Genomic DNA, 25,786 nt, shown 5'->3' with positions numbered 1-25,786 from the left:
ACGATGCACGCACCCGCAGAACGGCTGAACGGCCTGGGCACGACGATCTTCGCCGAGATGTCCGCGCTCGCGCTGGCGACCGGGTCGGTGAACCTCGGCCAGGGCTTCCCGGATCGCGACGGCCCCGACTCCGTACTCGAGGACGCGATCGCCGCGATCCGGTCCGGCGCGAACCAGTACGCTCCGGCGCGCGGCGTCCCCGTACTGCGGCAGGCGGTCGCGGATCATCAGCGGCGGTTCTACGGGCTCACGTACGACCCGGACACCCAGGTGCTGATCACCACAGGCGCCACGGAGGCGGTCGCGGCGGCGCTGCTCGCGTACGTCGAGCCCGGTGACGAGGTGATCGCGCTGGAGCCGTACTACGACTCGTACGCCGCGGGGATCGCCTTTGCGGGCGGGCGCCGGGTTCCGGTGACGCTGCGCGCGCCCTCGTACCGGCTGGACCTGGACGAGCTCCGCGCCGCGGTCACGCCGCGTACGAAGGTGCTGCTGATCAACTCACCGCACAACCCGACCGGCACCGTCCTCACCGACGAGGAACTGCGCGGCGTACGCGATGTCGCCGTCGAGCACGACCTGATCGTGATCACCGACGAGGTGTACGAGCACCTGGTGTACGACGGGCTGCGCCACCGGCCGCTGGCGACGTACGAGGGCATGGCCGATCGCACTGTGTCGATCAGCAGCGCCGGCAAGACCTTCGCGGTCACCGGCTGGAAGATCGGCTGGGTGACCGGTTCGACCGAGGTGGTGACGGCGGTGACGACCGCGAAACAGTTCCTCACCTTTACCTCCGGCACGCCGTTTCAGCCCGCCGTCGCCAATGCGCTTGCCCTTGGCAACGACTACTTCGACACCTTGCGCGCGGACCTCCAGTCCCGCCGCGACCTCCTCGCCGACGGCCTCGCCGACCTGGGCTTCGAGGTCCACCGCCCGGCCGGCACGTACTTCATCACCACCGACATCCGCCCACTGGGCCACACCGACGGCATCGACTTCTGCCGCATGCTCCCCGAACGCGCCGGCGTAGTAGCCATCCCCCACCAGGTCTTCTACGACCACACCACCTTGGGCCGCCCCCTGGTCCGCTGGGCCTTCTGCAAACAACCAGCCCTACTCCAAGAAGCCCTAACCCGCCTCCAAAAACTCTGAGCTGTGGACAACTCTGAGCTATGGATGCGGTCTGACAACGGGCGATCACCTGTGACATACTGCAGCTAGCTCGCGGCGCGCTGCGTGGCGAGAAGTGAAGCTGGGATTCCCACCGGAGGATGGGCCCCAGCTTTCGCGCTTTCTAGCGCACTTCCACCTCGTGCTCGCTCAGGATCTCCGACATCGCCAGCAGCCACCGCGGCTCCCCAAGCCGGGATGCAGTCACCGCCCCGGCGACGGCGTCCGGTATCCAGAGCATCGGCTCGTCCCGCGGGCGTGCGAAGCCGATCCTGAAATCACGCGGAATCAGGCCTTTGCGTCGGGCCGATTCGACCAAGCTGAGATCACGCCGGTCAGGTGTCGCGGTGCGTGACTCCAGACAGACGTCACGTACGCCGATCGAGCTCAACTCGTGCAGCAGCCGCTCCAGACAACAGCGCCGAGCCCGCTCTTGCTTGGCGCGCCGAACCGGCGACCCCGCCACGACAATCGCCGACAGCTCGAGGGCCGCGATCGCGGCGGCGATCCGGTCGCGGCGCTTGCCTGATTCGTCGACCCAGTGCAAGCGACCGCCTCGGGTCAGCGTGAGACCCCGTACGACGTCCCGCATCGTGCTCACTGTGTTGGCGTCCGCGACAGCGGCTGCCAGGGTGTATGTGCCGGTTGGGGAGTGTGAGCCGTCGACGATCACCGACTCGTCTACCCAGGCGGAGAGGGTGAGGTCGCCGTGGGATAGGCCGGTGGGAACGGACACTCGACGGATTGTCCCGGAAACGCCTGCGGTGGGCTTTGTGTTGTCCACAGGTGTCGTGGGGCAGCGGCGGGCATCGCGGGGCAGATGTCGGTGGTCAGGGTAGGAAGCGGTTGAGGGTTTGGGGGTCTCGGGCGATGGCGGTGGTGTTGTCGTCGGCGGTGATGATGGGGCGTTGGATGAGGATTGGGTTGGTGACCATGGCGTCGATCCAGGTGGATCGGTTGGCTTGGTCTCGGGGGACGGATTGAAGCGGCTGGGCGGCTGGTTCGTTGTCGCGAACGATGTCCCAGGGTTCTAGGTTCAGGCGGGTCAGGACGGCTTCGAGTTCGGTGGCGGTGGGTGGGTCGTCCAGGTAGCGGCGGACCTCGTACTCGACGCCGGCGTCGTCGAGGGCGGCGGTGGCGGCTTGGCATTTCGAGCAGGCGGGGTTGATCCAGATTTCCAACAGAGGTCTCCCAGGTCAGCGGCGAGGCAGGTCAGCGGTGGTGGAACCAGCGTTTGGTGGGTTGCTGGAGCATCAGGGTCAGGAGCGTGACGTGGATCGCCAGGCCGAGGATTCCGGCCGGGAAGGAGAGGACGCCGCCGGCGATGCCCATTGCGGCGACGGCGATCAGCAGGTACCGGGCCCACGGCCGGCGTTTGCGCAGGTAGATCGCCGGGAGCAGATAGATGACCGCGCACAGCATCGCGGCCGCGACGGCAACCGGAGCGTTGTCGCGGGAGCCGGTGAGTACCTCCGAGATCTGATCGCCCGCGGACGTCAGCGCGAGCACCGCCAGCAGCAAGCACATCGCGCCGAGCCCGATCGAGATCACGGACGCGATCGTCACCTGCTTGGGCGCCGGCCCGGGGCGCGGTCCGTACGTATCCGGCACGGCACCGAACAGACCGCTGTACGGTCCCGGCCGCTCGTCACCCGGCTGTTCACTCATTCGGTCCGCACGTTCCTTCCAGCCAACCCCCGAAACCGATCCTGCCAGATCACCCAAGCGACACGACGCTGATGTCGAGGTGCGCGAACGCCAGATCCAGCTCCCCCAGCTCACCACGCCGCGACGGCAGGAAGTGCACGGTCGTACCAGTGGTCCCGTCGGCAGCCACCGGTTGAAGATCGGTCACCGGTACGCCGTACTCGTACCGCTGAGTCCACGCCCCGTTCGTCCGCCGGTTGGTGTGTACGAGCCAATCGCTCAACGCCGCGACCACCGACATCCCGCGCCGCGGATGCCCGTCCGGCAACAACGGACCAGCCGCCTCGTCAAAGAACCGCAGGTCCTTCGTCGCCATGATCGGCTTCTTCACCACCGCACCATGCTCGTCAACCCGGGTATCGGTACCGCGGCCGTCATCCGAAATCGCGATCGACCCATCCACGTACCGGGTGATCGTGCACCGCCCGCGCCGCCCGGCCGACTCAGCCTCGTCCTCCGGATAAGCCAGCACTTCCAGTACGAGATGCAGCACCCCGCCCGGCGCGTACCGAGCCGCATCAGCCCGGATCGACTCCAGGTGCGCGAGGTCCACCGACCCGGCCCAGTCGTGCGTCGTGTTAACCCATTCGGCCCGCGGTCCAGTCACCCGAACATTGTCCCCGACAAAGCAATCGGGACCCGGGCAAAACCCGGGCCCCGATCAGGTCAGGAAACGTCCAGCGCGTCCTTCGCCTCGTTCAGCGTCACGTTGACGGTCTGCCCGTCCCGGACCGAACCGTCCAGCAACCCGCGGGCCAGCTCGTCACCGATCGCGGACTGCACCAGCCGGCGCAGCGGCCGGGCGCCGTACACCGGGTCGTACCCGGTCATCGCCAGCCACTCCATCGCGCCTTCGTCGACGTTCAGCGTGATCCGCCGGTCGGTCAGGCGGCGCTGCAGCGCGCCGATCTGCAGCCCGACGATCTGCGTCAGCTCCTCGCTGCCGAGCGCGTCGAACAGCACGATCTCGTCCAGCCGGTTGATGAACTCCGGCTTGAACGCCTGCCGGACCACCGCCATCACCTGGTCGCGCTTCGCCTTCTCGTCCAGCGACATGTCGGCCAGGTACGCCGAGCCGAGGTTGCTGGTCAGGATCAGGATCACGTTCCGGAAGTCGACCGTACGCCCCTGGCCGTCGGTCAGCCGCCCGTCGTCGAGCACCTGCAGCAGGATGTCGAAGACCTCCGGGTGCGCCTTCTCCACCTCGTCCAGCAGGATCACCGAGTACGGGCGGCGGCGGACCGCTTCGGTCAGCTGACCGCCCTCCTCGTACCCGACGTACCCGGGCGGTGCACCGACCAGCCGCGCGACGCTGTGCTTCTCGCTGTACTCGGACATGTCGATCCGCACCATCGCGCGCTCGTCGTCGAACAGGAAGTCCGCGAGCGCCTTCGCCAGCTCGGTCTTGCCGACACCGGTCGGGCCGAGGAACAGGAACGATCCGGTCGGCCGGTCCGGGTCGGAGATCCCGGCGCGGGCCCGGCGTACGGCGTCGCTGACCGCCTTCACGGCCTCGCGCTGCCCGATCAGCCGATGCCCCAGCTCGTCCTCCATCCGGAGCAGCTTGCCGGTCTCACCCTCGAGCAGGCGCCCGGTCGGAATCCCGGTCCACATCGCGATCACCTCGGCGATCTCGGTCGGACCGACCTCCTCGTTCACCATCGCCTCGGGGCCTTCGGCGACCTCGTCCTCCTCGGACGCCTCGTCCAGCTCCTTGGTCAGCTCGGGGATCTCGCCGTACAGGATCCGGGACGCGGTCTCGAAGTCGCCGTCGCGCTGCGCCCGCTCGGCCTGGCCGCGGAGCTCGTCGATCCGCTCCTTGATCTCACCGATCCGGTTCAGCCCGGACTTCTCCCGCTCCCAGCGGGCCTCCAGCGCGCGCAGCTCCTCCTCGCGGTCGGCGAGGTCGGCGCGCAGCCGCTCCAGCCGCTCCTGGGACGACGCGTCGTCCTCGCGGGACAGCGCCAGCTCCTCCATCTTCAGCCGGTCGACGGTCCGCCGCAGCGAGTCGATCTCGACCGGCGACGAGTCGATCTCCATCCGCAGCCGGGACGCGGCCTCGTCGACCAGGTCGATCGCCTTGTCCGGCAGCTGCCGGCCGGAGATGTACCGGTGCGACAGCGTGGCCGCGGCGACCAGCGCCGAGTCGGAGATGGCGACCTTGTGGTGTGCCTCGTAGCGCTCCTTCAGGCCGCGCAGGATCGCGATCGAGTCCTCGACCGACGGCTCGCCGACGAACACCTGCTGGAACCGCCGCTCCAGCGCCGGGTCCTTCTCGATCCGGGTCCGGTACTCGTCCAGGGTGGTCGCGCCGATCATCCGCAGCTCGCCGCGGGCCAGCATCGGCTTCAGCATGTTGCCGGCGTCCATCGCGCCCTCGCCGGACGCGCCGGCGCCGACGACGGTGTGCAGCTCGTCGATGAACGTGATGATCTGACCGTCGGATTCCTTGATCTCGGTCAGTACGGCCTTCAGCCGCTCTTCGAACTCACCACGGTACTTCGCGCCGGCCACCATCGCGCCGAGGTCCAGGCTGATCAGCCGGCGACCGCGCAACGACTCGGGCACGTCACCCGCGACGATCCGCTGGGCCAGCCCTTCCACGACAGCGGTCTTGCCGACACCGGGCTCACCGATCAGTACGGGGTTGTTCTTCGTACGACGGGAGAGCACCTGCACCACCCGGCGGATCTCGGAATCCCGGCCGATCACCGGGTCGAGCTTGCCGTCCTTGGCGCGCTGCGTCAGGTCGACGCCGTACTTCTCCAGCGTCTTCGTGGTCCCCTCGGCTTCCGGGGAGGTGATCCGGCGGTTGCCACGCATCTGGTCGAACGCCTGCAGCAGCGCCTCCGGCGTGACGCCGAGCGCGTTCTTGGCCGGGCCGTCCACGGTCGCGAGCGCGATCAGCAGGTGCTCGGTGGAGACGTACTCGTCCCCGAGCCCGAGGGCCCGCTGCTCCGCCTGGTTCAGCACGTCGCCGGTCTTCGGCGACAGGCTCGGGGCCTGCACGCTGCCGCCGCTCGCCTTCGGCAGCCGGCCGACCTGCTCGGCCGTCTTCCGGCGCACCGCCTCCAGCTCGCCGCCGGCCGCCTCGAGCAGGCCGATGGTGGCCCCCTCGGGCTGCGCGAGCAGCGCGGACAGCAGGTGAATCGGTTCCACGGTCGGGTTGCCCGCCGCGGAGGTCTGACGGATCGCGACCGACAGAGTTTCCCGGGCCAGCGTCGTCAACCGCTGAACATCCATCTGGTTCCAGCCTTTCAAGCTCCAGTAACAACAGTCACTGGATACAACCTATCCAAACTTGAGTCCATTCCACTCAACTCTGTGAAATCCCAGGGTCGGTTCAGGGTTCCGGACCAGGAAACTACTTCCGGCCCGCCGACACCAGCCCGGCGTCGTAGGCCAGGATCACCGCCTGCACCCGGTCCCGGAGCCCGCATTTGGCCAGCATCCGGCTGACATGCGTCTTCACCGTGTGCTCGGTCAGGTGCAGCTCGGCGGCGATCTCCTGGTTCGAGTTCCCCTTCGCGACCAGTTCCAGCACCTCGCGCTCACGCGCGGTCAGGACGTCCAGGCTGGCGGTCACGGTCGGGTCCAGCCGGTTGTCCGCGAACCGGTCGAGCAGCCGCCGCGTCACCGGCGGGGCGAGCAGCGCGTCGCCACCCGCGATCACCCGGACCGCGTTGATCAGGTCGTCGCGGGAGGACCGTTTCAGCAGGAACCCACTCGCCCCGGCGCGCAACGCGTCGTACACGTATTCGTCCAGGTCGAACGTGGTCAGGATCACCACCCGCGGCGCGTTCGGGCCGGCGACCAGGCGGCGGGTCGCCTCGATCCCGTCCATCACCGGCATCCGGACGTCCATCAGCACCACGCCGAGGTCGAGCACCGCGGCCGCCTGCCGGATCGCGTCCGCGCCGTCGACGGCCTGCGCCACCACCTCGATGTCGGGCTGCCCGTCCAGGATCATCGAGATCCCGTCCCGGACCAGGTCCTGGTCGTCGACCACCATCACCTTGATCATCCGGCCGGTACCGCCTTCCGGCTGATCGGCAGCCAGGCGCTGATCTCGGTGCCTTCGCCGGGTGCCGAGGTGATGGTCAGCTTGCCCTCGTGAATCCGGACCCGCTCCCGCATCCCGGCCAGCCCGTGCCGGCCGCCGGCCTGCGCCACCTCGGGTTCGAACCCGCGCCCGTCGTCGGCGATCCGCACCCGAATCCCAGCCTCCTCGATCTCCACCGTCACCATCGCCTTGGTCGCCTCCGCGTGCCGCACCGCGTTGGTCAGCGCCTCCTGCACCAGCCGGTACGCCGAGAGCTGGTGCCCGTCCGGCGGCAGATCCGGATCACCGCTCAGGTCGAGCGACACCGCCATCGACTCGCTGGACACGTCGCCGGCCAGCCGCCGCAGATCGGCCAGGCCGGGTTGCGGTGCCAGCGCCGGGTCCGGGATGCCGTCCTCGTCCCGGAGCGCGGACAGCATCCGGTCCAGCTCGCCGAGCGCCCGCCGGCCGGCGTCCCCGATCCGCTGGAACCCGGCAAGCACATCGGCCTCGCCACGGCGTACCAGGTCCGGGCCGGTCTCGGCCTGGATCACCATCAGGTTGACCGCATGTGCCACCACGTCGTGCAGGTCGCGGGCGATGTGCGAGCGCTCGGTCAGGACGACCTGGACCTCGCCCTGCTCGACCGTCAGCCGTTCCAGCTCGGCTTCACGAGCCGACGGCTGGCGGCTGCGCTGGTACAGGCGGGCAAGCAGGCCGCCGCAGACCGGCAGCAGCAGGACCAGAGACATGTAGATCGGCCAGGCACGCTGGGTCAGCCTGACGAACTCGGGGCCGTAGTCGTTCAGTGAGAGCCCGTTGAACTGCTTGTCCAACGTGGCCGGGAAGAACCAGGCCAGGAACCGGAACCGTCCCGGCAGCAGGGCCGGGATCGCCGGCAGCAGCACCAGGATCACCCCGGTGATCGACAGGCCGAGCGAGGGCTTGGTACGCACCACCAGTGAGAACAAGGCGATCCCGAGCGCGGCGGTCAGCAGCAGGTTCTGTCCGTCGGCGAGGTACGCCACCAGGCCGGCGCCCGCCAGCACCACCGACGGAATGATCGGCTGGATACGCCTGAACACCAAGGACATCGGGGCGTACGCGAGTACATAGATCGTCCAGTGCTGAGCGGCCCACCAGTGCATCCGGTACTGGCCTGCTCTGATGTCCAGCAGCACCGCCGTCGTGACGGTCACCGCGAGCAGTAGATCGAGCAGGTAGCCGTGCTTCCACACTGCTGCCGTCCGGGCGTCGCTCAGCCACTCCTGGAGCGACCGAACGGGGATGCGGACGCGGTGCCGGAGCAGCCGATACGCCAGTGCCGCCAGGCCGACGACCAGTAGCCCAACCACATACTTCCAGGGCCAGTCGTGCGCCTGGAGGTGTTCCAGCTCGTCGATGCGGATGCCGTACCGCGTTCCGAGGAAGTTCTCATCCGGTCCCCGCCCGGGCTGGCTGAAGGGCACGTCGTCTTGCCAGATCGTCGGATGTGCCAGGCGGACCAGCGGCCGCCAGAACAGGTTGACCAGCCAGGGCAGCGCCCCGACGGCACCGACAAGACCCGGCAGCGCCACCATCAGTGAGCGGCGAGTGACCAGGCTCCACAGGGCCAGCGCGCAACCGCCGAGCAGGACCCATTCGACGCCGCCCATCGCCTGGGTCATCATCGCCGCGATCAGCAGTCCGAACGTCGCGGCCAGCGGGAAGAACCGGCGGAGCGCGATCAGCACCGGAGCGACGACCACGGCGGTACGCAGCCAGGGCGTCGCGGTGGACCATGCGGCCTCGGGATGGAAGACCTTCCAGTGCAGTACGAGCACACTGGCCAGTGCCAGCAGGCAGTCCAGGACCACCGGGTTCCGCAGCCAGGCGACGATCTGAGCCGATTTCGCCAGCCACCACCAGCGCAGCAAGTACGCGAGCACCGGGAGCACCAGCACCGCCGACAGCCACCACGGCCACTGGCTGTCGACAATCCCCTCGTAGATCCGGTTGTGCCATTGGCCCCCTTCGTTCTCCAGGTCCGCGTGCCGGAGACCGGGGAAGATCAGCACCATCTGGCGGTAGCGGATCAGGGCGGCCACCACCGGCAGTGCGGTGAGGACGACACCGATCAGCAGCATCCGCGGCCACGTCACCCGGTGTGCGATCAGGGAGCACAGCGCCAGCGCAAACGCGGCCAGCAGGAACCAGTGCGGCCCGTCCTGCCAGTACGTCAGCAGGCTGGCGACCGCCAGTACCAGAACCGGTACGACCGGCCAGATGCGGCGCAGTACGAGCGTCAGCGCCGCGTACGCGCAGAAGTAGATCATCCACTTCGGCGCAGCCCACAGCTCGTAGGCGTAGTCGTACCGCGGGTGGATCAGATCGACCAGGGTCGACACGGCCATCACCCCGGCCACCACGGCGTCGAACTCGATCCGGTACGACCGGTTCGTGGCCAGCGCGCGCAGGTCCGCAAACCGCTGCTTGGCTGGGTACGCCACGCTCTTCCGCGAGATCAGCTGGTACGCGAGCCGGGCCACCCCGACCACCAGCAGCGGTGCCCACAGCCATCGCCAGGTAGTGGCCTTGTGATCGACCAGCGACACCACCACAAAGGGCACGACCGTGGTCGCGGTGATGGTGACCACCGCCGTACGCCATGAGCAGCGCGCCGGTAACGACCACAGGGCCAGCGCGCAACCGGCGAACAGGACGAGGTCGGTCTGTGTGAGCGTCCAGGCCGCCGAGGCTCCCGCGGCCAGGCCGACCGCGGCGATCACCGGGTCGATCCGGCGGATCGCGATCAGCGCCGGCGCCGCGAGCGCGAGCAGGTGCAGCGGACCGGGACCGTACGGCCGCAGACCCCAGCCCTTCCACAGGACGAGCTGACTGAACATCAGCCCGAGCAGGGCCACCACCGCGTCCGCCCGGAAACCGAAGACCCAGGCACGCACGGCAGCCCGGAGTTCCGGCAGCCGGCGCACGTTCACAGCTCTCCTTTGCTCGTCACGGTCAGCGACCACCTTCGGGCCCAGGATTCATTCTGCAGCGTTTGCCACCGGCTGAACGTCACTCAAAGGAGTGACACGCGACCTTCTTGTGTCATCCCAACCGGTGACTCTGCGTTGCACCTGGCGGCGATGTGGCGCACCGGCCCCAACCGGAAGGCTCGCTGTCATGACCATCAGTCCTGTCCGCCCCACCACCACCAGCAGGCCGCCGGCCCTCCGGACCAACCGCCGCCGCACCGTCCTGCTCGCTGCCGCGGCCGCCTTGTTCTTCGGCCTCTGCCTGCTGCACTGGAACCCGTTCTCGTTGCAGTACGACCTCCGGGTGTATGTCGTCGCGTCACGAGCGTTCCTGCACGGTCAGGACATCTACACCGCCCACCACGCCTTCCCGAAGGACATGTTGCTCGGGTTCACGTACCCACCGTTCGCGGCGCTGGTCTTCGTACCGGTCGCACTGCTCGGCACCGGAGCCGGGCGAGTGGTCATGACGCTGGCGTCGACCAGCGCGCTCATCGTCATCGGTCTGGTCACGGTCCGCGCGCTCCGGCCGAGCTGGTCCCGGTACAGCGTGGCGGCCGTCGGTCTGGCGGTCGGTGTGGCCGGAGTGGCGCTGGAGCCGGTCCGGTCGTCGTTCGACCTCGGGCAGATCAACCTGTTGCTGCTGGCGATGCTGCTGGTGGACCTGCTCGGCCACCTGCCCCGCCGGTTCCGGGGCGTACTGGTCGGCATCGCGACTGGTATCAAGCTGACGCCGGGCATCTTCATCCTGTACCTGTTGGTGACCCGCCGCTTCCGTGAGGCCGCTGTCGCCTCCGCCGCAACGGCCGGAACCATCCTGGCCGGTGCGATCACGATGCCCACCGGAACGTGGCAGTTCTTCACCAAGTACATGCTCGACCCGAGCCGTCCTGGTGCCACGCACTTCATCAGCAACCAGTCCTGGCGCGGCGTCTTCGCCCGGCTCGCCGGTGGTGTCCAGCACATCGCACCGGCCTGGGTACTGGCAGTCGTACTGACCTTGTCGATCGGTCTGTGGACAGCCCGGCGGGCGTACGACCATGGCTACCGGCTCGAGTCGATCCTGCTGACCGCACTGACCGGCGTACTGATCTCACCGATCTCCTGGACCGGCCACTTCGTCTGGGCGCTGCCGATCTGCGCGCTGCTGTGGTTCCGGGTCGTTGAGGTCTCCAAGGCGAAGCGACCGGTCCTGGTCGGGTTCGCTGTGCTGTGGACAGTCAGCATCGCCTTCGGGCTGCCGTGGCACGCACCGCACCTGGGCGACAAGGAGTACACCCTCCAGGGCTTCAATCTGTTCCTCGGCAACTCGTACGCCATCTGTGCGGCCGCCACCATCCTGTTGGGGGCGTACGAGTTCCGGCGGCGGAAGAGCATCGCATGAAGTACGAGCTGATGCTCCGGCGCCTGCTGTACTTCGCGGTGGCGATCACCCCGGTGATCTACATCGTCTACTCCGGCAACATCGATCTCAACGTGTACCGGACCGGTGGATACGCGCTGCTGCACGACCTTCGCCTGTACGCGGACGACTTCCCTTCGCTCGTACCAGGCTTCGCGTTGCCGTTCACCTATCCGCCGTTCGCCGCGATGCTGTTCGTACCACTGCACCTCGTACCGCGTCCGCTGGCCGATCTGATGATCAGTACGGCCAGTGTGATCGCACTGACCGCGACCATGCTCGTCTTTGCCCGGCGACTGATCGGAACGACCAGGGCGGCGCAGTACCTCGGCCTGGCTGTTGTCGCGCTGGCGATCTTCCTGCAGCCGGTGCGATCGAATGTCGGGTTCGCGCAGGTCAACCTGATCCTGATGGGCCTGGTCGCGGTCGACTGCCTGATCACTCGTCCACGCTGGCCACGCGGCGTACTGATCGGGCTGGCCGCCGCGATCAAGCTCACGCCGCTCGTGTTCATCCTGTACTTCCTGGTCCGCCGCCAGTACCGCGAGGCAGCCACCGTCGTCGGAACGTTCGCCGGCATCAGCCTGGTCGCGTACGCGCTCCGGCCGATCGACTCCACCGCGTACTGGTTCGACGTGCTCTTCTCCACCGATCGCATCGGCGGCGCAACGTACGCGTTCAACCAGTGCTTCCAGGCCGTCGTCCACCGACTCGTACCGGACGGGCCGATGCAGCTGGTGATCTGGTTCGTACTAGTACTGGCGGCGCTCGTACCGACACTCATCGCGGCGCACAAGGCACGGGCCAACGGTGACGACGTGACCGCGCTGCTGGTCGTTGCTGTCTTCGGACTGCTCGCCTCGCCGGTCAGCTGGTCGCACCACTGGGTGTGGATCGCACCTGCCGTACTGGCGATCGGCTGCCACGCCTGGCGACAGCGGAGCAAGCTGACGACTGCGCTGGCGGTCCTGGTCGTAGCGACCTTTGTTGTCGGGCCGCATGTGTACCTGGACCCCGAAGGACGGCACTGGAACGTAGCGGAGCACCTGCTGGGCTCCAGCTACGTCCTGATCGGTGTGGCCTACCTGGTCGCCCTGGCGGCACGGAAGACGCCGCAGGTGGTCAGTCAGCGTTTGAACTCGGAGGCGCGCATTCGGTAGACCTGCAAGTTCAGCTCGTAGTACTTGTCGGTCTCACCGACCCACTGCATCCCGAGCCGTTTCGCGGTGGCGATCGCGCGCTTGTTGTTCGGCCGGGCGACGGCGAACAACTCGTCGACCTGCCCCTCGGAGAACGCCCAGCGCATCAAAGCACCACTGGCCTCGGTCGCGTACCCGTGCCCCCAGGCGCTCGGCCGCAACTGCCAGCCGATCTCCAGATCCTCCTCGTACGGCGGGAGCAACCGGATCAGCAGTGCGCCGACGACTTCGCCGTCGTCCCGGCGGGCGACCGCCCAGCGGCCGGCCGGGACGACGAAGTTCGGTTGGGCCTCGATCCAGGCCTGCAGGAGCAGCCGCATACTCGCGGCGTCCGGCACCTTGTCGATGGCGGGTGACAACCAGGGCGCCACGTCGGCGGAGCCATAGATCTCCAGCGCGGCGTCGGCGTCGTCTTCCTCCCAGTCCCGGATCAACAGCCGGTCCGTCTCCAGCTTCAGCGTCACCCCGCCAGAGTATGCGCCGGACCCAACCCACGGCAGCGAAGAGAACCGCAGGGCGGTCCGGGGGATGGACCACCCTGCGGGGCCGAAGGGCGCCGGGGGGTGGCGCGCCTTCGGCTGTGGAGTGGTCGCGGGGGTACGACCGCCTCCACCGGCCGGAGGCCGCGAAGGGGGTGGGTATCGCAGGCCTCCGGTGGCCTGAGCAGGTGTGCGGCTCGCCGCACGCCCTATCGAACGGGCTGGATCAGCGCGGCCCGAGTTCCAGGGGCTGGGTGCGGATCCAACGGGTGGTGGTCTGCTGCCGGCCCATGGCGATCACATCACCGGCTGGACCGGCCGAGAAGACCCGGCTGGTGGCGGTACGCCTGGAAGCGCCGACACCACGCTGTACTTCTGCCAGTAGCTGGTTGACCCGCTTGCGCAGATCCTCCACTTCGGACTGTAGCGCGAGAATGTGCCGAATACCCGCCAGGTTCACACCTTCCTCCTGGCTCAGGTGCTGCACGTATCGCAGTCTCGCCACGTCGTACGCCGAATAGCGCCGGCCGCGGCCGGACGCCCGGCTCGGCACCACCAGGCCGAGCCGGTCGTACTGACGCAACGTCTGCGGATGCATGCCGGCCAGCTGGGCCGCCACCGAGATCACGTAGATCGGGGTGCGGTCGTCCCAGGTCGGCACCTGACTGAACGGGACACCCATCACGAGCTCCCGAACAACCCGGCCCGCAGATCAGGGTGATCCGACGCGGAGTTGAACTCGGCGAGCTTCTCCTTCTGCTCGTCGGTCAGCTCGTGCGGCACCTGAACTTCCAGCGTGAGCAGCAGATCGCCCTTGGTACCGTCCCGGCGCACCGAGCCCTTGCCCCGGACCCGGAGCTTGCTCGCGTTCGCCGTCCCGGCCGGAATCCGGACCGTGACGGGCAGACCGTCCAAGGTCGGAACCTTGATCTCCGCGCCCAGCGCCGCCTCGGTGAAACTCACCGGGACGTTCAGCGTCAGGTGCTCGCCCTGGCGGCCGAAGATCCGGTGCGACTTCACGTGCACGGTGACATACAGGTCGCCGGCCGGGCCGCCACGTTCGCCGGCCGCGCCCTTGCCCTTCAGCCGGATCCGCTGGCCGTCCTGCACACCCGCCGGAATCCGGACCTGCATGGTCTTGCTCGACTGACCGCGGCCGGAACCGTGGCAGGTCTCGCACGGCTGGTCCACGACCAGGCCGCGGCCCTTGCACTCGGTGCACGGCTCGGTCATCGCGAACACGCCGCCCTGCACCGAGGTCTGCATCCCGGTGCCTTCGCACTTGAGGCAGACCTTCGGCACGGTGCCGTACTTGGCACCCGTACCGCGGCAGGTCTTGCACGGCTCGTCGCTGGTCATCCGCAGCCCGACCGTGACACCGTTCACGGCCTCGGCGAACTCGATCGTCGCCTCGGTCTCGATGTCCTGGCCACGCCGCGGCCGGGCCGTCGTGGTGGTGGTCGTGGTGCGGCCACCGCCGCCGAACATGCCGCCCAGGATGTCGCCCAGCCCGCCGCCGCTGCCACCCGCACCGCCACCGCGGTTGAACAGGTCGCCAACGTCGAAGTTGAAGCCGCCGCCACCCTGGCCGCTGCCACTCGGCATCCGGAAACCACCCGCGCCGAACAGCCGGCGCGCCTCGTCGTACTCCTTGCGCTTCTTCGGGTCACCGACGACGTCGTACGCCTCGGAGACCTCCTTGAACTTGGCCTCCGCCTTGGTGTCCCCGGCGTTGGAGTCAGGGTGGTACTGACGTGCCAGCTTGCGGTAGGCCTTCTTGATCTCGTCGGCCTCAGCGGTCTTGGAAACGCCGAGAACCTTGTAGAAGTCCTTCTCGAGCCAGTCCTTCGTGCTCATCCGACGCCTCCCCTCCCGTTCGGCCGACTATTCCGCAGACTTGTCCGCGGCCTGTTCGTCATCAGTGCTCTCCACCGGTCCGTCGGCCTTCGCCGCGTCCGCCGGTAGTTGCTCGGTCGGCTCCGACACGGCCACCCGGGCGGCGCGCAGAATCCGCTCGCCGTGCCGGTAGCCCGGTTGCATGATCATCGTCGCGGTCGGGCCGTCGACCTCGTCGGAGTAGTTGTGCAGCAGGGCCTCGTGAATCCGCGGGTCGAAAGTGTCACCCTTCTCGCCGTACTTCACCAGGCCGAGCTTCTCGGTGACCCGTTCCAGTGACTCGGAGACCGCCTTGAACGCGCCCTCCAGCTCACCGGCCTCGCGGGCCCGGCCGATGTCGTCCAGGATGCCGAGCAGCTCGGTCAGCACCGAGCCGACCACCAGCTCCCGGGCGGCTTCCCGGTCCCGGTCCACGCGGCGCTTGTAGTTCACGTACTCGGCCTGCAGACGCTGCAGGTCCGCCGTACGCTCCGAGAGCGCCTCGGTCAGCAGAGCCTCTTGCGCGGACGGGCCGGCCAGGTCGGACGGCTCCCGCGGCGGCTGCCCACCAGGGCCGCCGGGCGTACCCGGAGTACCTGCGGCGCCTGGAGTGCCTGGGGTGCCTGGGGTGCCGCCGTCGGCCCCGGACTGGTCCGGGGCCTCCCGCAACGAGCCGGTGTCCGGGTCGATCCGGCGCTTGTCCCGGACGACGGGCTCGCCGTCACCGAACTCGCTGCCAGTCGGTCGATCCGTCACTTGTCCTCCGTCTTGTCCTGCGTCTTGTCCTGCGGCCGGTCCTCGTCCACGATCTCGGCGTCGACCACGTCGTCGTCATCGCTGTTCGTGGCGTTGCCGTCCGTGCTGCCGGACGCGCCCTCGTCGGCGGAACCGTCGGCGGCCTGGGCGTTCGCGTACATCGCCGCGCCCATCTTCTGGCTGGACTGGGCGAGCTTCTCCGAAGCGGCCTTGACCGCGTCGGCGTCGTCACCCTCGAGCGCCTTCTTCAGCTCGGCGACGCCGTCCTTGACCTCGGTCTTGACGTCGTCGGGGACCTTGTCCTCGTTCTCCTGCAGGAACTTCTCGGTCTGGTAGACCAGGCTCTCGGCCTGGTTCCGGTTCTCGACCTCTTCGCGGCGCTTGCGGTCGTCCTCGGCGTACTGCTCGGCGTCGCGGACCATCTGGTCGATGTCGGTCTTCGGCAGCGCGGAGCCACCGGTCACCGTCATCCGCTGCTCCTTGCCGGTGGCCAGGTCCTTGGCGTTCACGTGCACGATGCCGTTCGCGTCGATGTCGAAGGTGACCTCGATCTGCGGCACGTTCCGCGGCGCCGGCGGCAGGCCGGTCAGCTCGAAGTTGCCGAGCGACTTGTTGTCGCGGGCCATCTCGCGCTCGCCCTGGTACACCTGGATCATCACCGAGGGCTGGTTGTCCTCGGCGGTGGTGAAGATCTCCGAACCCTTGGTCGGGATCGTGGTGTTCCGCTCGATGATCTTGGTGAACACGCCGCCCTTGGTCTCGATGCCCAGGCTCAGCGGGGTCACGTCCAGCAGCAGGACGTCCTTGACCTCACCCTTCAGCACACCGGCCTGCAGCGACGCGCCGACCGCGACGACCTCGTCCGGGTTCACGCCCTTGTTCGGGTCCTTGCCGCCGGTCAGCTCCTTGACCAGGTCGGCCACCGCCGGCATCCGGGTCGAACCGCCGACCAGGATCACGTGGTCGATCTTGCTCACGTCGATGCCGGCGTCCTTGATGACGGCCTTGAACGGGGCGCGGGCGCGCTCCAGCAGGTCGTTGCTCATCTTCTGGAACTCGGCCCGGGAGAGCTTCTCCTCCAGGTGCAGCGGGCCGGCATCGGTCAGGCTCAGGTACGGCAGGTGGATCGTCGTCTCGGCGGCGCTGGAGAGCTCGATCTTGGCCTTCTCGGCGGCCTCGTTCAGCCGCTGCATGGCCATCTTGTCGCCGGACAGGTCGGTGCCGTTCTTGTTCTTGAACTGGGTCACCAGCCACTGCACGATCCGGTTGTCCCAGTCGTCACCACCGAGGTGGTTGTCACCGCTGGTCGCCTTCACCTCGAAGACGCCGTCACCGATCTCGAGCAGCGACACGTCGAACGTACCGCCACCGAGGTCGAAGACCAGGATGGTCTGCTCGGTGCCCTTGTCCAGCCCGTACGCCAGTGCGGCCGCGGTCGGCTCGTTGACGATCCGGTGCACCTTCAGGCCGGCGATCTCGCCGGCTTCCTTGGTCGCCTGGCGCTGCGCGTCGGAGAAGTACGCCGGCACGGTGATGACCGCGTCGGTGACCTGCTCCCCGAGGTATGCCTCGGCGTCCCGCTTCAGCTTCTGCAGCACGAACGCGCTGATCTGCTGCGGGGTGAACTTCTTGCCGTCGATGTCCACGCTCCAGGCCTCGCCCATGTGGCGCTTGACCGAGCGGATGGTGCGGTCGACGTTCGTGGTGGCCTGGCGCTTGGCCACCTCGCCGACCAGGACCTCGCCGTTCTTGGCGAAAGCCACCACCGAGGGCGTCGTGCGCGCTCCCTCGGCGTTGGGGATGACGGTGGGCTCGCCACCTTCCAGTACGGCGATGACGGAGTTCGTCGTACCGAGATCGATACCGACCGCGCGGGCCATGCTTTACCTCCACAGAGTTGACTGATGCAGACTCAATGTTGCCGTTCGCCCGCCTCGGTTTCAAATCCGTGACCGAACAAACTTGAGTTCACTTGACTCAACATTGCACACCGCCCAGGTCATTCCCAACCCACCACCCGAATTTCGGGGTCCACCCCAGGGTCCGACCGGGGTCATCCCACCCCGATCCCACCCCGGCAAAGGCTTTCCGTGTGACCCACCCGACGCCCCAAACCGGTTTGGGGCAGGTGCGCGTGTGGAGCGGGGAGGGTTGCACCCCTGAAGTGGGCGGTCAAGCACCCCAAACCGGTTTGGGGTGCTTTGAAGGCGGTGGTGGAGGAGGTGGTGGAGGAGGTGGTGGTTAGAGGCGGTGGATGTCGATCAGGGAGCGGAGGGGGAGGTCGTGGCGTAGGCGGGGGTCGGTCAGGCCGTCCACGATGCAGGCGGCGCCGATCCAGCGGGCGCCACAGTCCTCGACCAGGGCCCGCGCCGTCCGCGCCGTCGCCCCGGTGTCGATCCAGTCGTCGACCATCAGCACCCGATCCCCCGCACGCACCAGGTCCCGCCGGAAGCCGAACACCTCGTGCCGATCCCGGTAGTCAGGCGCCGTCGTACGCCGCACCCACCGATCACTGTCGGTCGCCTGCGTGGCGTCCTTCCGCATCTCCACGAATCCGATCCCGAGCGCCGCAGCCGTCAACGCCCCCACCAACGACCCGCGCGAAACCGGCCCGAGCACCACGGTCGGCGCCCCGTCGTACAACGCCCCCAACGCCGGCCCCAACTCCCGAAGCAGCACGGCATCCCGCCACCACCCGGTCAGATCGGCATACGAACTTCAGACCCCGGCGTCAGTACGCCACCGAAACCCACCCTTGAGCCGCGCCTTGATGTCCATCTCTCCACCTTCCCACCCGATCCCCCACCCCGCACCCGAGTATCGCCACCACCCCGCCCAGCCCGGCCGTCCCCGCGGCAGGTGACTGGTTATGTGATCGCTGACGGGTTACAACCCGCCAGCGGTGAAACAACCCGCCAGTACGCGCAACAGCCACCGCCGCGCAGGAACCGTGCCGTACAGGAGGCACGGCGCGCGGCACCTGGCGCGGGGGTTCCGGCTGCCGTCAGAGGTGGGAGGGGCTGCCGGCGGTCAGGGTGTGGGTGATGAGGGGGACGCCGGGGCGGTAGGCGAGGTGGAGGTAGGAGGGGGCGTCGAGGACTGCGAGGTCGGCGGTGGCGCCGGGGGTCAGGTGGCCGAGGTCGGGGCGGCGGAGGGCGGCGGCGCCGCCGGCGGTGGCGGACCAGAGGGCTTCGGCGGGGGTCATGTGCATGTCGCGGACGGCCAGGGCGATGCAGAACGGCATCGACGAGGAGTAGCCGGAGCCGGGGTTGCAGTCGGTGGCCAGGGCGACCGTGACGCCGGCGTCGAGGAGGCGGCGCGCGTTCGGGTACGGCGATCTGGTGGAGAACTCGATCGCGGGCAGCAGGCCCGCGACGACACCGGTCGAGGCGAGGGCGTCGATGTCGGTGTCGGTCAGGTACGTGCAGTGGTCCGCGGCGGCCGCGCCGACTTCGCAGGCGAGCTGTACGCCGGGGCCTTCGCCGAGCTGGTTCGCGTGGACACGCGCCTGCAGGCCGCGGGCTATTCCGGCCGTCAGGATCGCCCGGCCCTGATCCGCGTCGAAGGCGCCTCGCTCGACGAAAACGTCGATCCACTTCGCGTGCTTCGCCGCGGCATCGAGCATCGGCCCGGTGACCAGGTCCACGTACGCGGCTGGGTCGTCGGCGTAGTCGGGCGGTACGACATGCGCGCCGAGGTACGTGGTCTCGTCGGTGAACTGGCGGGCGATCTGGAGTGAGCGTGCCTCGTCCGCGACGGTGAGTCCGTAGCCGGATTTGATCTCGACCGTTGTGGTGCCTTGGCGGCGCATCTCCGCGACGAGGCGGGCCACGTTCGCGGTCAGTTGGTCGTCGGTTGCCTCGCGGGTGGCGGCGACGGTGGTGCGGATGCCGCCGGCGGAGTACGGCGTACCGGTCATCCGCGCGGCGAACTCCTCGGCGCGGTCGCCCGCGAACACCAGGTGCGAGTGCGAGTCGACGAAACCGGGGATCACGGCGCGGCCACCGAGATCCTGGGCGGTGTCGGCGGCTGGGGCGTCTTTTCGTTGGCCGACCCAAGCAACCTTGCTGCCGTCGATCACCAGGGCGGCGTCGTGCAGCTCGCCGAGCGGGCCGCCGTGAGCCGGGTCGTTGGTGACGAGGGAGTTGATTCCGGTCAGCAGCAAGGTACTCATCGGGTCACCGCCCTGATCGAGGCAGCCAGCTCGGCCGCTACATCAAGCTTCACATGCTTGCCGTCAGCAACCAGATGGTTGCCGGAGACGACGACATCGGAGACGTCCGCCGCAGACGCGGCGAAAACAACAGCTTCCGCACGACCGCTGGTGGTGCGGGGAGGGAGCATGCTTCCGCTTGTGGTGCCGGCGGCGCGGGGAGGCAGCGCGCTTCCGCTGGTGGGGCCGGGGGTGCTTCCGCCGCTCACGGCGCCGTCGGCAAGTGCGATGCCCGCTGTGGGGATGGTGCCGGCGGTGCGGACTGTGTTCAGGCGGACTGCGACCAGGTCGGCGCGGGCGCCGATCGTGATCGCGCCGGCGTCGGGGAAGCCGATGGACTGGTGGCCGTCGGTGGTTGCGGCCTTGAGCAGCTCGGGAGCCGACCAATGGCCGCGCTCCTGCGTGGCGAGGCGTTCGTTCAGCTCGACCGCGCGCATCTCCTCGAACAGGTCGATCACCGCGTGGCTGTCCGACCCGAGCGTCAACGGCGACCCCGCATCGCGCAGTTGCACCGAAGGACCGATCCCGTCCGCGAGATCACGTTCGGTCGTCGGGCAGAAGCACGAGTACGTCGCCGAACTCCCCAGCAACTCCACATCCACCGAAGTCAGATGAGTCGCGTGGACGGCACTGGTCCGCCCGCTGAGAAAGCCGGCTTCGTCGAGGATCTGCGTCGGCGTACGCCCGTACGCGGCGAGGCACGCCTCGTTCTCCGCGACCTGCTCGGAGAGATGGATGTGCAGTGGTACGTCGGGAAATGCCGCCGCGACCGCACCGAGCTGCTCCGGGGGAACGCCCCGCACCGAATGCGCGGCTGCGCCGATCACCACATCGTCCGCGCCGGCCAACTGCGCGACCCGGGACGCCCAGCTTGTCGCATCACCATCGCTGAACCGCTGCTGCACCTCGTTCAGCGGCTGGTCGATGCCGCCGGCAACATAACAGGTGTCGAGCAGGGCGATCCGGATTCCGGCGTCACGGGCAGCGGCGATCAGTGCCGTGCCCATCGCGTTCGGGTCGTTGTAGCGGTGGCCGCCCGGTGCGTGGTGGAGGTAGTGGAATTCGCCGACCGCGGTGATGCCGGCGAGGAGCATCTCGCCGTACACGGCTCTCGCGAGGTCGTAGTACGTGTCGGGGGTGAGGGCGGCGGCGACGGCGTACATCTGCTCGCGCCAGGTCCAGAACGTGCCGCGCTCGGTCTGCGTGCGACCGCGGAGCGCGCGGTGGAACGCGTGACTGTGACAGTTCGCCAAGCCCGGGACGACCAGGCCGTGCAGGACGGTCGCGTCGCCGGGGTCGGCGTCGGGCTGGACCGCGGTGAAGCGTCCGTCAGCGACCGTGACGAGGACCCTCGAGGCGAGACCGGTCGGGAGGAGAGCGGTCTCGCACCAGTACGACGTCACTTCGCGAGGTCCTTCAGTACGGCGGCCAGCGCCTCGACGCCGGCGAGACAGTCGTCCGGCTCGGCGTACTCGGCGGGTGAATGGGATACGCCGGTCGGGTTCCGGACGAAGAGCATCGCGGTCGGGATGCCGGCCGCGGAGAACACGCCGGCGTCGTGACCGGCGCCGGTCGGCAGCACCGGTGCGCCGCCGAGCACGCCGGACAGGCGGTCGCGGAGGCCGGCCGGGAAATCGACGATCGGTGAGACGGATTCGGCGGTCACCTCGACGGTGGTGCCGTCGCGTTCGGCCCGCTCGGTGGATTGTTTGGTGATTGCTGCCAGCAACGATTCGAGGGTGGCGGTGTCGGCGGCGCGGGCGTCCAGCCAGGCTGTCACCTGGGACGGGATCGCGTTGGTGCCGTTCGGTTCGACCGAGACGCGGCCGAAGGTGGCGCGGGCGCCGGCCAGCCGGGCCTGCTTGTTCGCGGCGAGGGCGGTCATGGCGTACGTGAGCATCGGGTCGTGCCGGTCTTCCATCAGGGTGGTGCCGGCGTGGTTCGCCTCGCCGGTGAAGGTGAACCGGTACCGCCCGTGCGGCCAGATCGAGCTCGCCACTCCCACCGGCGCGGTCAGCCCACGCCCCTGCTCGACGTGCAGCTCGACGAACGTCCCCATCCGCTGCAGCAGCGGGGACGGTCCTACACCGGCCGGGTCGATCCCGGCCTCTTCCAGGGCGTGCCGGAGTCGTACGCCGGTCCGGTCCTGCAAGTCGAGCGCCTTCTCGGCCGGCAGCACCCCAGCCGCGACCCGGGACCCCAAACAGGGCATCCCGAACCGCGACCCTTCCTCCTCCACAAACGCCCCGATCCCGATCGGAACGCCCGGCTCGAACCCCTCCGCCCGCAACCGATCCACAGCCGCGAGCGCCGAAACCACCCCAAGCGGCCCATCAAAAGCCCCACCATCAATCACCGAGTCCAAATGACTCCCGGTAACAACCCCCGCGCGGAAAGCCGGCTTTGCAGGTGGTTCCCACCAGGCGATGTGGTTGCCTATGCCGTCTGATTCGACGGTTAGGTTGCGGGTGGCGCACTGGTGCAGGAACCAGTGCGTCGCCTCGCGTTCGGTGGGGGTCCAGCCGCCTCGGGTGTAGCCGCCGGTTTCGGGGTGGCGGCCGATGGCTGACTGGTCGGCCCAGAGGGATTCGAAGCTCACGGCAGGACTCTCAGGACAGCGGGTTCTTCGACAGCCAGTCCTTCGCGACCGCGTCCGCGCTTTCCTTGCCGACGTCCATCCGCTTGACCAGCGCGGTCAGGTCGTCGGTGGTCAGCTTGGCGTCGACCGCGTTCAGCGTCTTGGCCACGTCGTCGGACTTGTGGTCGGTCCGGATCAGCGGAACGATGTTGTTCGGCGGCAGGATGCCCTCCGGGTCCTCCAGCTGCACCCAGCCCTTGTCCTTGATCACGGCCTGGGTGGTGAACAGGTCGGTCACCTGGATGACGTTGTCCTCCAGCGCCTTGATGCTCAGCGGTCCGCCCGCGTCCAGCGTCTTGTAGTCAGAGAAGTCGACGCCGTACTTCTCCTTCATGCCCTTCAGCCCGGCGGTCCGGACCTTGAACTCGGAGCTGCCACCGGCGACCAGGTTCTTGCCCTTCAGGTCACCGATCGACTTCAGGTTGTACTTGTCCGCGGTCGCCTTGGTCACCACGATGGTGTCCTCGTCGGCGGCCGGCGACATCTCCAGGATCTCCAGCCCGGACGGCAGCGCCTTCTTCAGCGCGTCGTACGCCTTCTGCGGGTCGGTCTCGGTGGAGCTCTTGTCGAAGTACGCCAGCGCGGCGCCGGTGTACTCCGGGACCAGGTCTACGGACCCGTCCTTGATCGCCGCCATGTACGTCTCGCGGTTGCCGATGTTCGGCTTCTTCTTGACGTCGATGCCCTTGGCGGCAAGCGCCTGCCCGTAGATCTCCGCGAGCAGCTGGCTCTCGGAGAAGTCCGCGGACCCGACGGTGATGCTGGTCACCTTGGACGGTGCGGGCGAGGACCCCGCGTTGCCGCTGCCGGGCTGGTCGCCCCCACCCCCACAGCCGGCCAGGCCGAGGACCGCCACGCCGGCGATCGCAGTACGGATGAGTGTGGATCTCAACACGAGAGCCTCCAGTGTTCTCGTTCAGCCACCGGCCGGTGCCGATGGATGTAGCTCAAGTTCATCAGGTCGTACGGACAGTTCAGCCGATTTTCAGTCCCGGTGAGACGGTGATCCGCCCGATCAGTGCGAACAACGCGTCCAGCAGCAGTGCCATCAAAGCCACCAGCAGCGCGCCCGTGAACATCTGTGGGAAGTCGCGCAGTTTCAGCCCGTCGATCACGTACCGGCCGAGGCCGCCGAGTGACACCAGTGCCGCGATCGTCGCGGTGGAGACGATCTGCAGGGTGGCGCTGCGGATGCCCGAGATGATCAACGGCAGCCCGATCGGGATCTCCACCTTGGTCAGGATCTCCCGCCCGGTCATCCCCATTCCACGAGCGGCGTCGATCGTGGCCGGATCGACACCGGACAGTCCCGCGTACGTCGAGGCGAGAATCGGCGGAATCCCCAGCGCGACCAGGGCGATCAGTACCGGCAGGAAGCCGATCTGGTTGGTCAGCAGCACCGCCAGCATCAGCAAACCGAGGCTGGGCAGCGCGCGGGCCGCGTTGCCGGTGTTGATGGCCAGGAACGCGCCCCGCCGGGTGTGCCCGATCCGGAGGCCGATCGGCAGTCCGATCGCCACCGAAAGACCGAGCGCGGCAAACGTGTACCAGAGGTGCTCCACGATCCGCGCCCAGATGCCTTCATTGCCGGACCAGTTGTACGAGTCGGTCAGGTACTGCCACATGTCACGCCACCTCCCCTACCGGCGCAGCGACCCGCGTCCACGGGGTCAGCACCCGCTGCAAGGTCACCAGGACGAAGTCCGCGAGCAATGCCAGCGCCAGCGAGAGCACCACGCCGACCACGACCGGGGTCAGGAACGCCTTCTGGAAGCCGAGCGTGAACAGCTCGCCGAGGCCGCCGATCCCGATCACCGCGCCGACACTCACCATCGAGATGTTTGCGACGGTGACCACGCGCAGTCCGGTGAAGATCACCGGAACAGCGATCGGAAGGTCGATCGCGACCAGGCGGTGCAGGGATCCGTACCCGACCGCGATCGCCGATTGCCGGACGTCCGGTGGTACGGATCGGAGTCCGTCGATCACGTTCCGGATCAGCAGCGACACGGTGTAAATGGTCAGTGCGACCACGATGTTCACCTCGGACAGCACCTTGGTCCCGAGGATCGCCGGCAGCACGATGAACAGTGCGATCGACGGCAGCGAGTACAGGATGCCGCCGAACGCGATCAGCGGGTTCGCCAGCCAGGCGTACCGGGTCGCGACGTACCCGAGCGGCACCGAGATGATCAGCCCGAGAATGACCGGGAGAATTGCCAGATACAGGTGCTCGCGCAACTGCTCCCAGATCAGCCCTAAGTTGTCGCCGATCCACGTCATGACCGCAGCGCCTCCGCCACCGTCGCCTGGTCGATGACGCCGATGGCCTTGCCGTCGTCGTCGACGCAGATGCCGCAGCCGGTGGGTGAGGTGAGCACTGCGTCGAGGGCCGCGCGCAACGAGTCGCCGCGTTTGAAGACCGCGCCGACCGGCAGCAGTTCCTCGGAACCGTTCCGCCACCCGACGGGTACGCCGTCGCGCAACGCCAGCTCGTCCGGCAGCGGCCGCACCGCCAGGTTCTCCGGGTGTACGAACGTCAGCGCCCGGTAACCACGGTCCTGCCCGACGAACCCGCGGACGAAATCGTCGACCGGGTTCGCCAGCAGCTCCGCCGGCGGCGCGAACTGCGCGAGCTTCCCGCCCACCTGCAGTACTGCCACGTTGTCGCCGAGTTTGATCGCCTCGTCGATGTCATGCGTGACGAACACGATCGTCTTGCCGATGTCGCGTTGCAGCCGGAGCAGCTCTTCCTGCAGCTGATGCCGGACGATCGGGTCGACGGCGCTGAACGGCTCGTCCATCAACATGATCGCCGGATCGGCCGCGAGCGCGCGGGCGACGCCGACGCGTTGCTGCTGGCCGCCGGACAGTTGCGCCGGGTACCGCTCGGCCATCTTGGTTTCCAGGCCGACGCGTTCCAGCAGTTCCATCGCCGTACCGCGGGCCTTGCGCTTGTCCCAGCCGAGCAGCTTCGGCACGGTGGCGATGTTGTCCACCACCGTCTTGTGCGGGAACAGTCCGGCATTCTGGATCACGTACCCGATCCCGCGCCGCAAGGTCACCGCGTCCTGGGAGTTGATGTCCTCCCCGTCGATCGAGATCGTGCCACCGGTCCGTTCGATGGTCCGGTTGATCATCCGCAGCGACGTGGTCTTGCCGCAGCCGGACGGGCCGACGAACACGGTGATCTGGTTGCTCGGGATCCGCAGGGACAGCTTGTCGACGGCGACGGTGCCGTCCGGATACTGCTTGGTGACGTCCTCGAACTCGATCATGGCGCCC

23 protein-coding genes are annotated in these 25,786 nt (G+C 68.3%); 3 read left to right on the top strand and 20 right to left on the bottom strand.

The window, feature by feature from the left end:
• Positions 1 to 3 precede the first annotated feature (3 nt).
• Positions 4 to 1,155 (top strand): pyridoxal phosphate-dependent aminotransferase, encoded by a 1,152-nt coding sequence (locus tag ABD260_RS00815; RefSeq protein WP_344231324.1) that lies wholly within the window; start codon positions 4 to 6, stop codon positions 1,153 to 1,155.
• A 142-nt stretch (positions 1,156 to 1,297) separates the two neighbouring features.
• Here the strand turns inward: ABD260_RS00815 and ABD260_RS00810 are convergent, their stop codons facing one another.
• From ABD260_RS00810 to ABD260_RS00780, 7 genes are all read right to left on the bottom strand, one after another.
• The gene (locus tag ABD260_RS00810) at positions 1,298 to 1,909 is read right to left on the bottom strand and encodes a hypothetical protein (RefSeq protein WP_344231323.1); all 612 of its coding nucleotides are present in this window, start codon (positions 1,907 to 1,909) and stop codon (positions 1,298 to 1,300) included.
• A gap of 94 nt (positions 1,910 to 2,003) precedes the next feature.
• On the bottom strand, positions 2,004 to 2,354 hold the full coding sequence (locus tag ABD260_RS00805; RefSeq protein WP_344231322.1) for an ArsC/Spx/MgsR family protein: 351 nt from the start codon (positions 2,352 to 2,354) through the stop codon (positions 2,004 to 2,006).
• 31 nt (positions 2,355 to 2,385) lie between these two features.
• Positions 2,386 to 2,841, bottom strand: coding sequence for a hypothetical protein (locus tag ABD260_RS00800; protein ID WP_344231321.1), 456 nt, complete (start codon positions 2,839 to 2,841; stop codon positions 2,386 to 2,388).
• A 49-nt stretch (positions 2,842 to 2,890) separates the two neighbouring features.
• Positions 2,891 to 3,487: a hypothetical protein gene (locus tag ABD260_RS00795; RefSeq protein WP_344231320.1), complete on the bottom strand. Its 597-nt coding sequence runs from the start codon at positions 3,485 to 3,487 to the stop codon at positions 2,891 to 2,893.
• Between the two features lie 59 nt (positions 3,488 to 3,546).
• Positions 3,547 to 6,123: an ATP-dependent chaperone ClpB gene (clpB, locus tag ABD260_RS00790; RefSeq protein WP_344231319.1), complete on the bottom strand. Its 2,577-nt coding sequence runs from the start codon at positions 6,121 to 6,123 to the stop codon at positions 3,547 to 3,549.
• 121 nt (positions 6,124 to 6,244) lie between these two features.
• Positions 6,245 to 6,904, bottom strand: coding sequence for a response regulator (locus ABD260_RS00785; protein ID WP_184839392.1), 660 nt, complete (start codon positions 6,902 to 6,904; stop codon positions 6,245 to 6,247).
• Positions 6,901 to 9,900 (bottom strand): sensor histidine kinase, encoded by a 3,000-nt coding sequence (locus ABD260_RS00780; RefSeq protein WP_344231318.1) that lies wholly within the window; start codon positions 9,898 to 9,900, stop codon positions 6,901 to 6,903. The genes ABD260_RS00785 and ABD260_RS00780 overlap by 4 nt, the downstream gene beginning before the upstream one ends.
• Positions 9,901 to 10,087: 187 nt before the next feature.
• On the opposite strand from ABD260_RS00780, the gene ABD260_RS00775 reads away from it, so the two are divergent.
• Positions 10,088 to 11,323, top strand: coding sequence for a glycosyltransferase 87 family protein (locus ABD260_RS00775; protein WP_344231317.1), 1,236 nt, complete (start codon positions 10,088 to 10,090; stop codon positions 11,321 to 11,323).
• Positions 11,320 to 12,501 (top strand): glycosyltransferase 87 family protein, encoded by a 1,182-nt coding sequence (locus tag ABD260_RS00770; RefSeq protein WP_344231316.1) that lies wholly within the window; start codon positions 11,320 to 11,322, stop codon positions 12,499 to 12,501. The genes ABD260_RS00775 and ABD260_RS00770 overlap by 4 nt, the downstream gene beginning before the upstream one ends.
• On the opposite strand, the gene ABD260_RS00765 is transcribed toward ABD260_RS00770, so the two are convergent.
• The 13 genes from ABD260_RS00765 to ABD260_RS00705 form a co-directional block, all read right to left on the bottom strand.
• Entirely contained in the window at positions 12,468 to 13,004 is a 537-nt protein-coding gene (locus ABD260_RS00765) for a GNAT family N-acetyltransferase (protein ID WP_344231315.1), read from the bottom strand. The two genes, ABD260_RS00770 and ABD260_RS00765, sit on opposite strands and share 34 nt — an antisense overlap.
• Positions 13,005 to 13,245: 241 nt before the next feature.
• Positions 13,246 to 13,701 (bottom strand): heat shock protein transcriptional repressor HspR, encoded by a 456-nt coding sequence (locus tag ABD260_RS00760; RefSeq protein WP_344231314.1) that lies wholly within the window; start codon positions 13,699 to 13,701, stop codon positions 13,246 to 13,248.
• The gene (dnaJ, locus tag ABD260_RS00755) at positions 13,701 to 14,876 is read right to left on the bottom strand and encodes a molecular chaperone DnaJ (protein WP_344231313.1); all 1,176 of its coding nucleotides are present in this window, start codon (positions 14,874 to 14,876) and stop codon (positions 13,701 to 13,703) included. The genes ABD260_RS00760 and dnaJ overlap by 1 nt, the downstream gene beginning before the upstream one ends.
• Before the next feature lie 27 nt (positions 14,877 to 14,903).
• Positions 14,904 to 15,650: a nucleotide exchange factor GrpE gene (gene grpE, locus ABD260_RS00750; protein WP_344231312.1), complete on the bottom strand. Its 747-nt coding sequence runs from the start codon at positions 15,648 to 15,650 to the stop codon at positions 14,904 to 14,906.
• Entirely contained in the window at positions 15,647 to 17,530 is a 1,884-nt protein-coding gene (gene dnaK / locus ABD260_RS00745; RefSeq protein WP_344231311.1) for a molecular chaperone DnaK, read from the bottom strand. The genes grpE and dnaK overlap by 4 nt, the downstream gene beginning before the upstream one ends.
• Positions 17,531 to 17,891: 361 nt before the next feature.
• Complete coding sequence (locus tag ABD260_RS00740; protein ID WP_344231310.1) at positions 17,892 to 18,329, bottom strand: phosphoribosyltransferase family protein; 438 nt, start codon at positions 18,327 to 18,329, stop codon at positions 17,892 to 17,894.
• A gap of 325 nt (positions 18,330 to 18,654) precedes the next feature.
• Positions 18,655 to 19,824: an imidazolonepropionase gene (gene hutI, locus ABD260_RS00735; protein WP_344231309.1), complete on the bottom strand. Its 1,170-nt coding sequence runs from the start codon at positions 19,822 to 19,824 to the stop codon at positions 18,655 to 18,657.
• Positions 19,821 to 21,266 (bottom strand): formimidoylglutamate deiminase, encoded by a 1,446-nt coding sequence (locus ABD260_RS00730; RefSeq protein ID WP_344231308.1) that lies wholly within the window; start codon positions 21,264 to 21,266, stop codon positions 19,821 to 19,823. The genes hutI and ABD260_RS00730 overlap by 4 nt, the downstream gene beginning before the upstream one ends.
• Complete coding sequence (locus ABD260_RS00725; protein ID WP_344231307.1) at positions 21,263 to 22,462, bottom strand: allantoate amidohydrolase; 1,200 nt, start codon at positions 22,460 to 22,462, stop codon at positions 21,263 to 21,265. The genes ABD260_RS00730 and ABD260_RS00725 overlap by 4 nt, the downstream gene beginning before the upstream one ends.
• 10 nt (positions 22,463 to 22,472) lie before the next feature.
• The gene (locus tag ABD260_RS00720; protein ID WP_344231306.1) at positions 22,473 to 23,396 is read right to left on the bottom strand and encodes an ABC transporter substrate-binding protein; all 924 of its coding nucleotides are present in this window, start codon (positions 23,394 to 23,396) and stop codon (positions 22,473 to 22,475) included.
• Between the two features lie 79 nt (positions 23,397 to 23,475).
• Positions 23,476 to 24,126 (bottom strand): ABC transporter permease, encoded by a 651-nt coding sequence (locus ABD260_RS00715; RefSeq protein WP_344231305.1) that lies wholly within the window; start codon positions 24,124 to 24,126, stop codon positions 23,476 to 23,478.
• A 1-nt stretch (position 24,127) separates the two neighbouring features.
• Positions 24,128 to 24,784, bottom strand: coding sequence for an ABC transporter permease (locus ABD260_RS00710; RefSeq protein ID WP_344231304.1), 657 nt, complete (start codon positions 24,782 to 24,784; stop codon positions 24,128 to 24,130).
• Positions 24,781 to 25,779 (bottom strand): ABC transporter ATP-binding protein, encoded by a 999-nt coding sequence (locus tag ABD260_RS00705; RefSeq protein ID WP_344231303.1) that lies wholly within the window; start codon positions 25,777 to 25,779, stop codon positions 24,781 to 24,783. The genes ABD260_RS00710 and ABD260_RS00705 overlap by 4 nt, the downstream gene beginning before the upstream one ends.
• Positions 25,780 to 25,786: the final 7 nt, after the last annotated feature.

Origin of the sequence: Kribbella hippodromi (assembly GCF_039531045.1) — a bacterium.
Lineage (GTDB): Bacteria > Actinomycetota > Actinomycetes > Propionibacteriales > Kribbellaceae > Kribbella > Kribbella hippodromi.
This window is presented reverse-complemented; position numbering and strand designations above follow the sequence as displayed.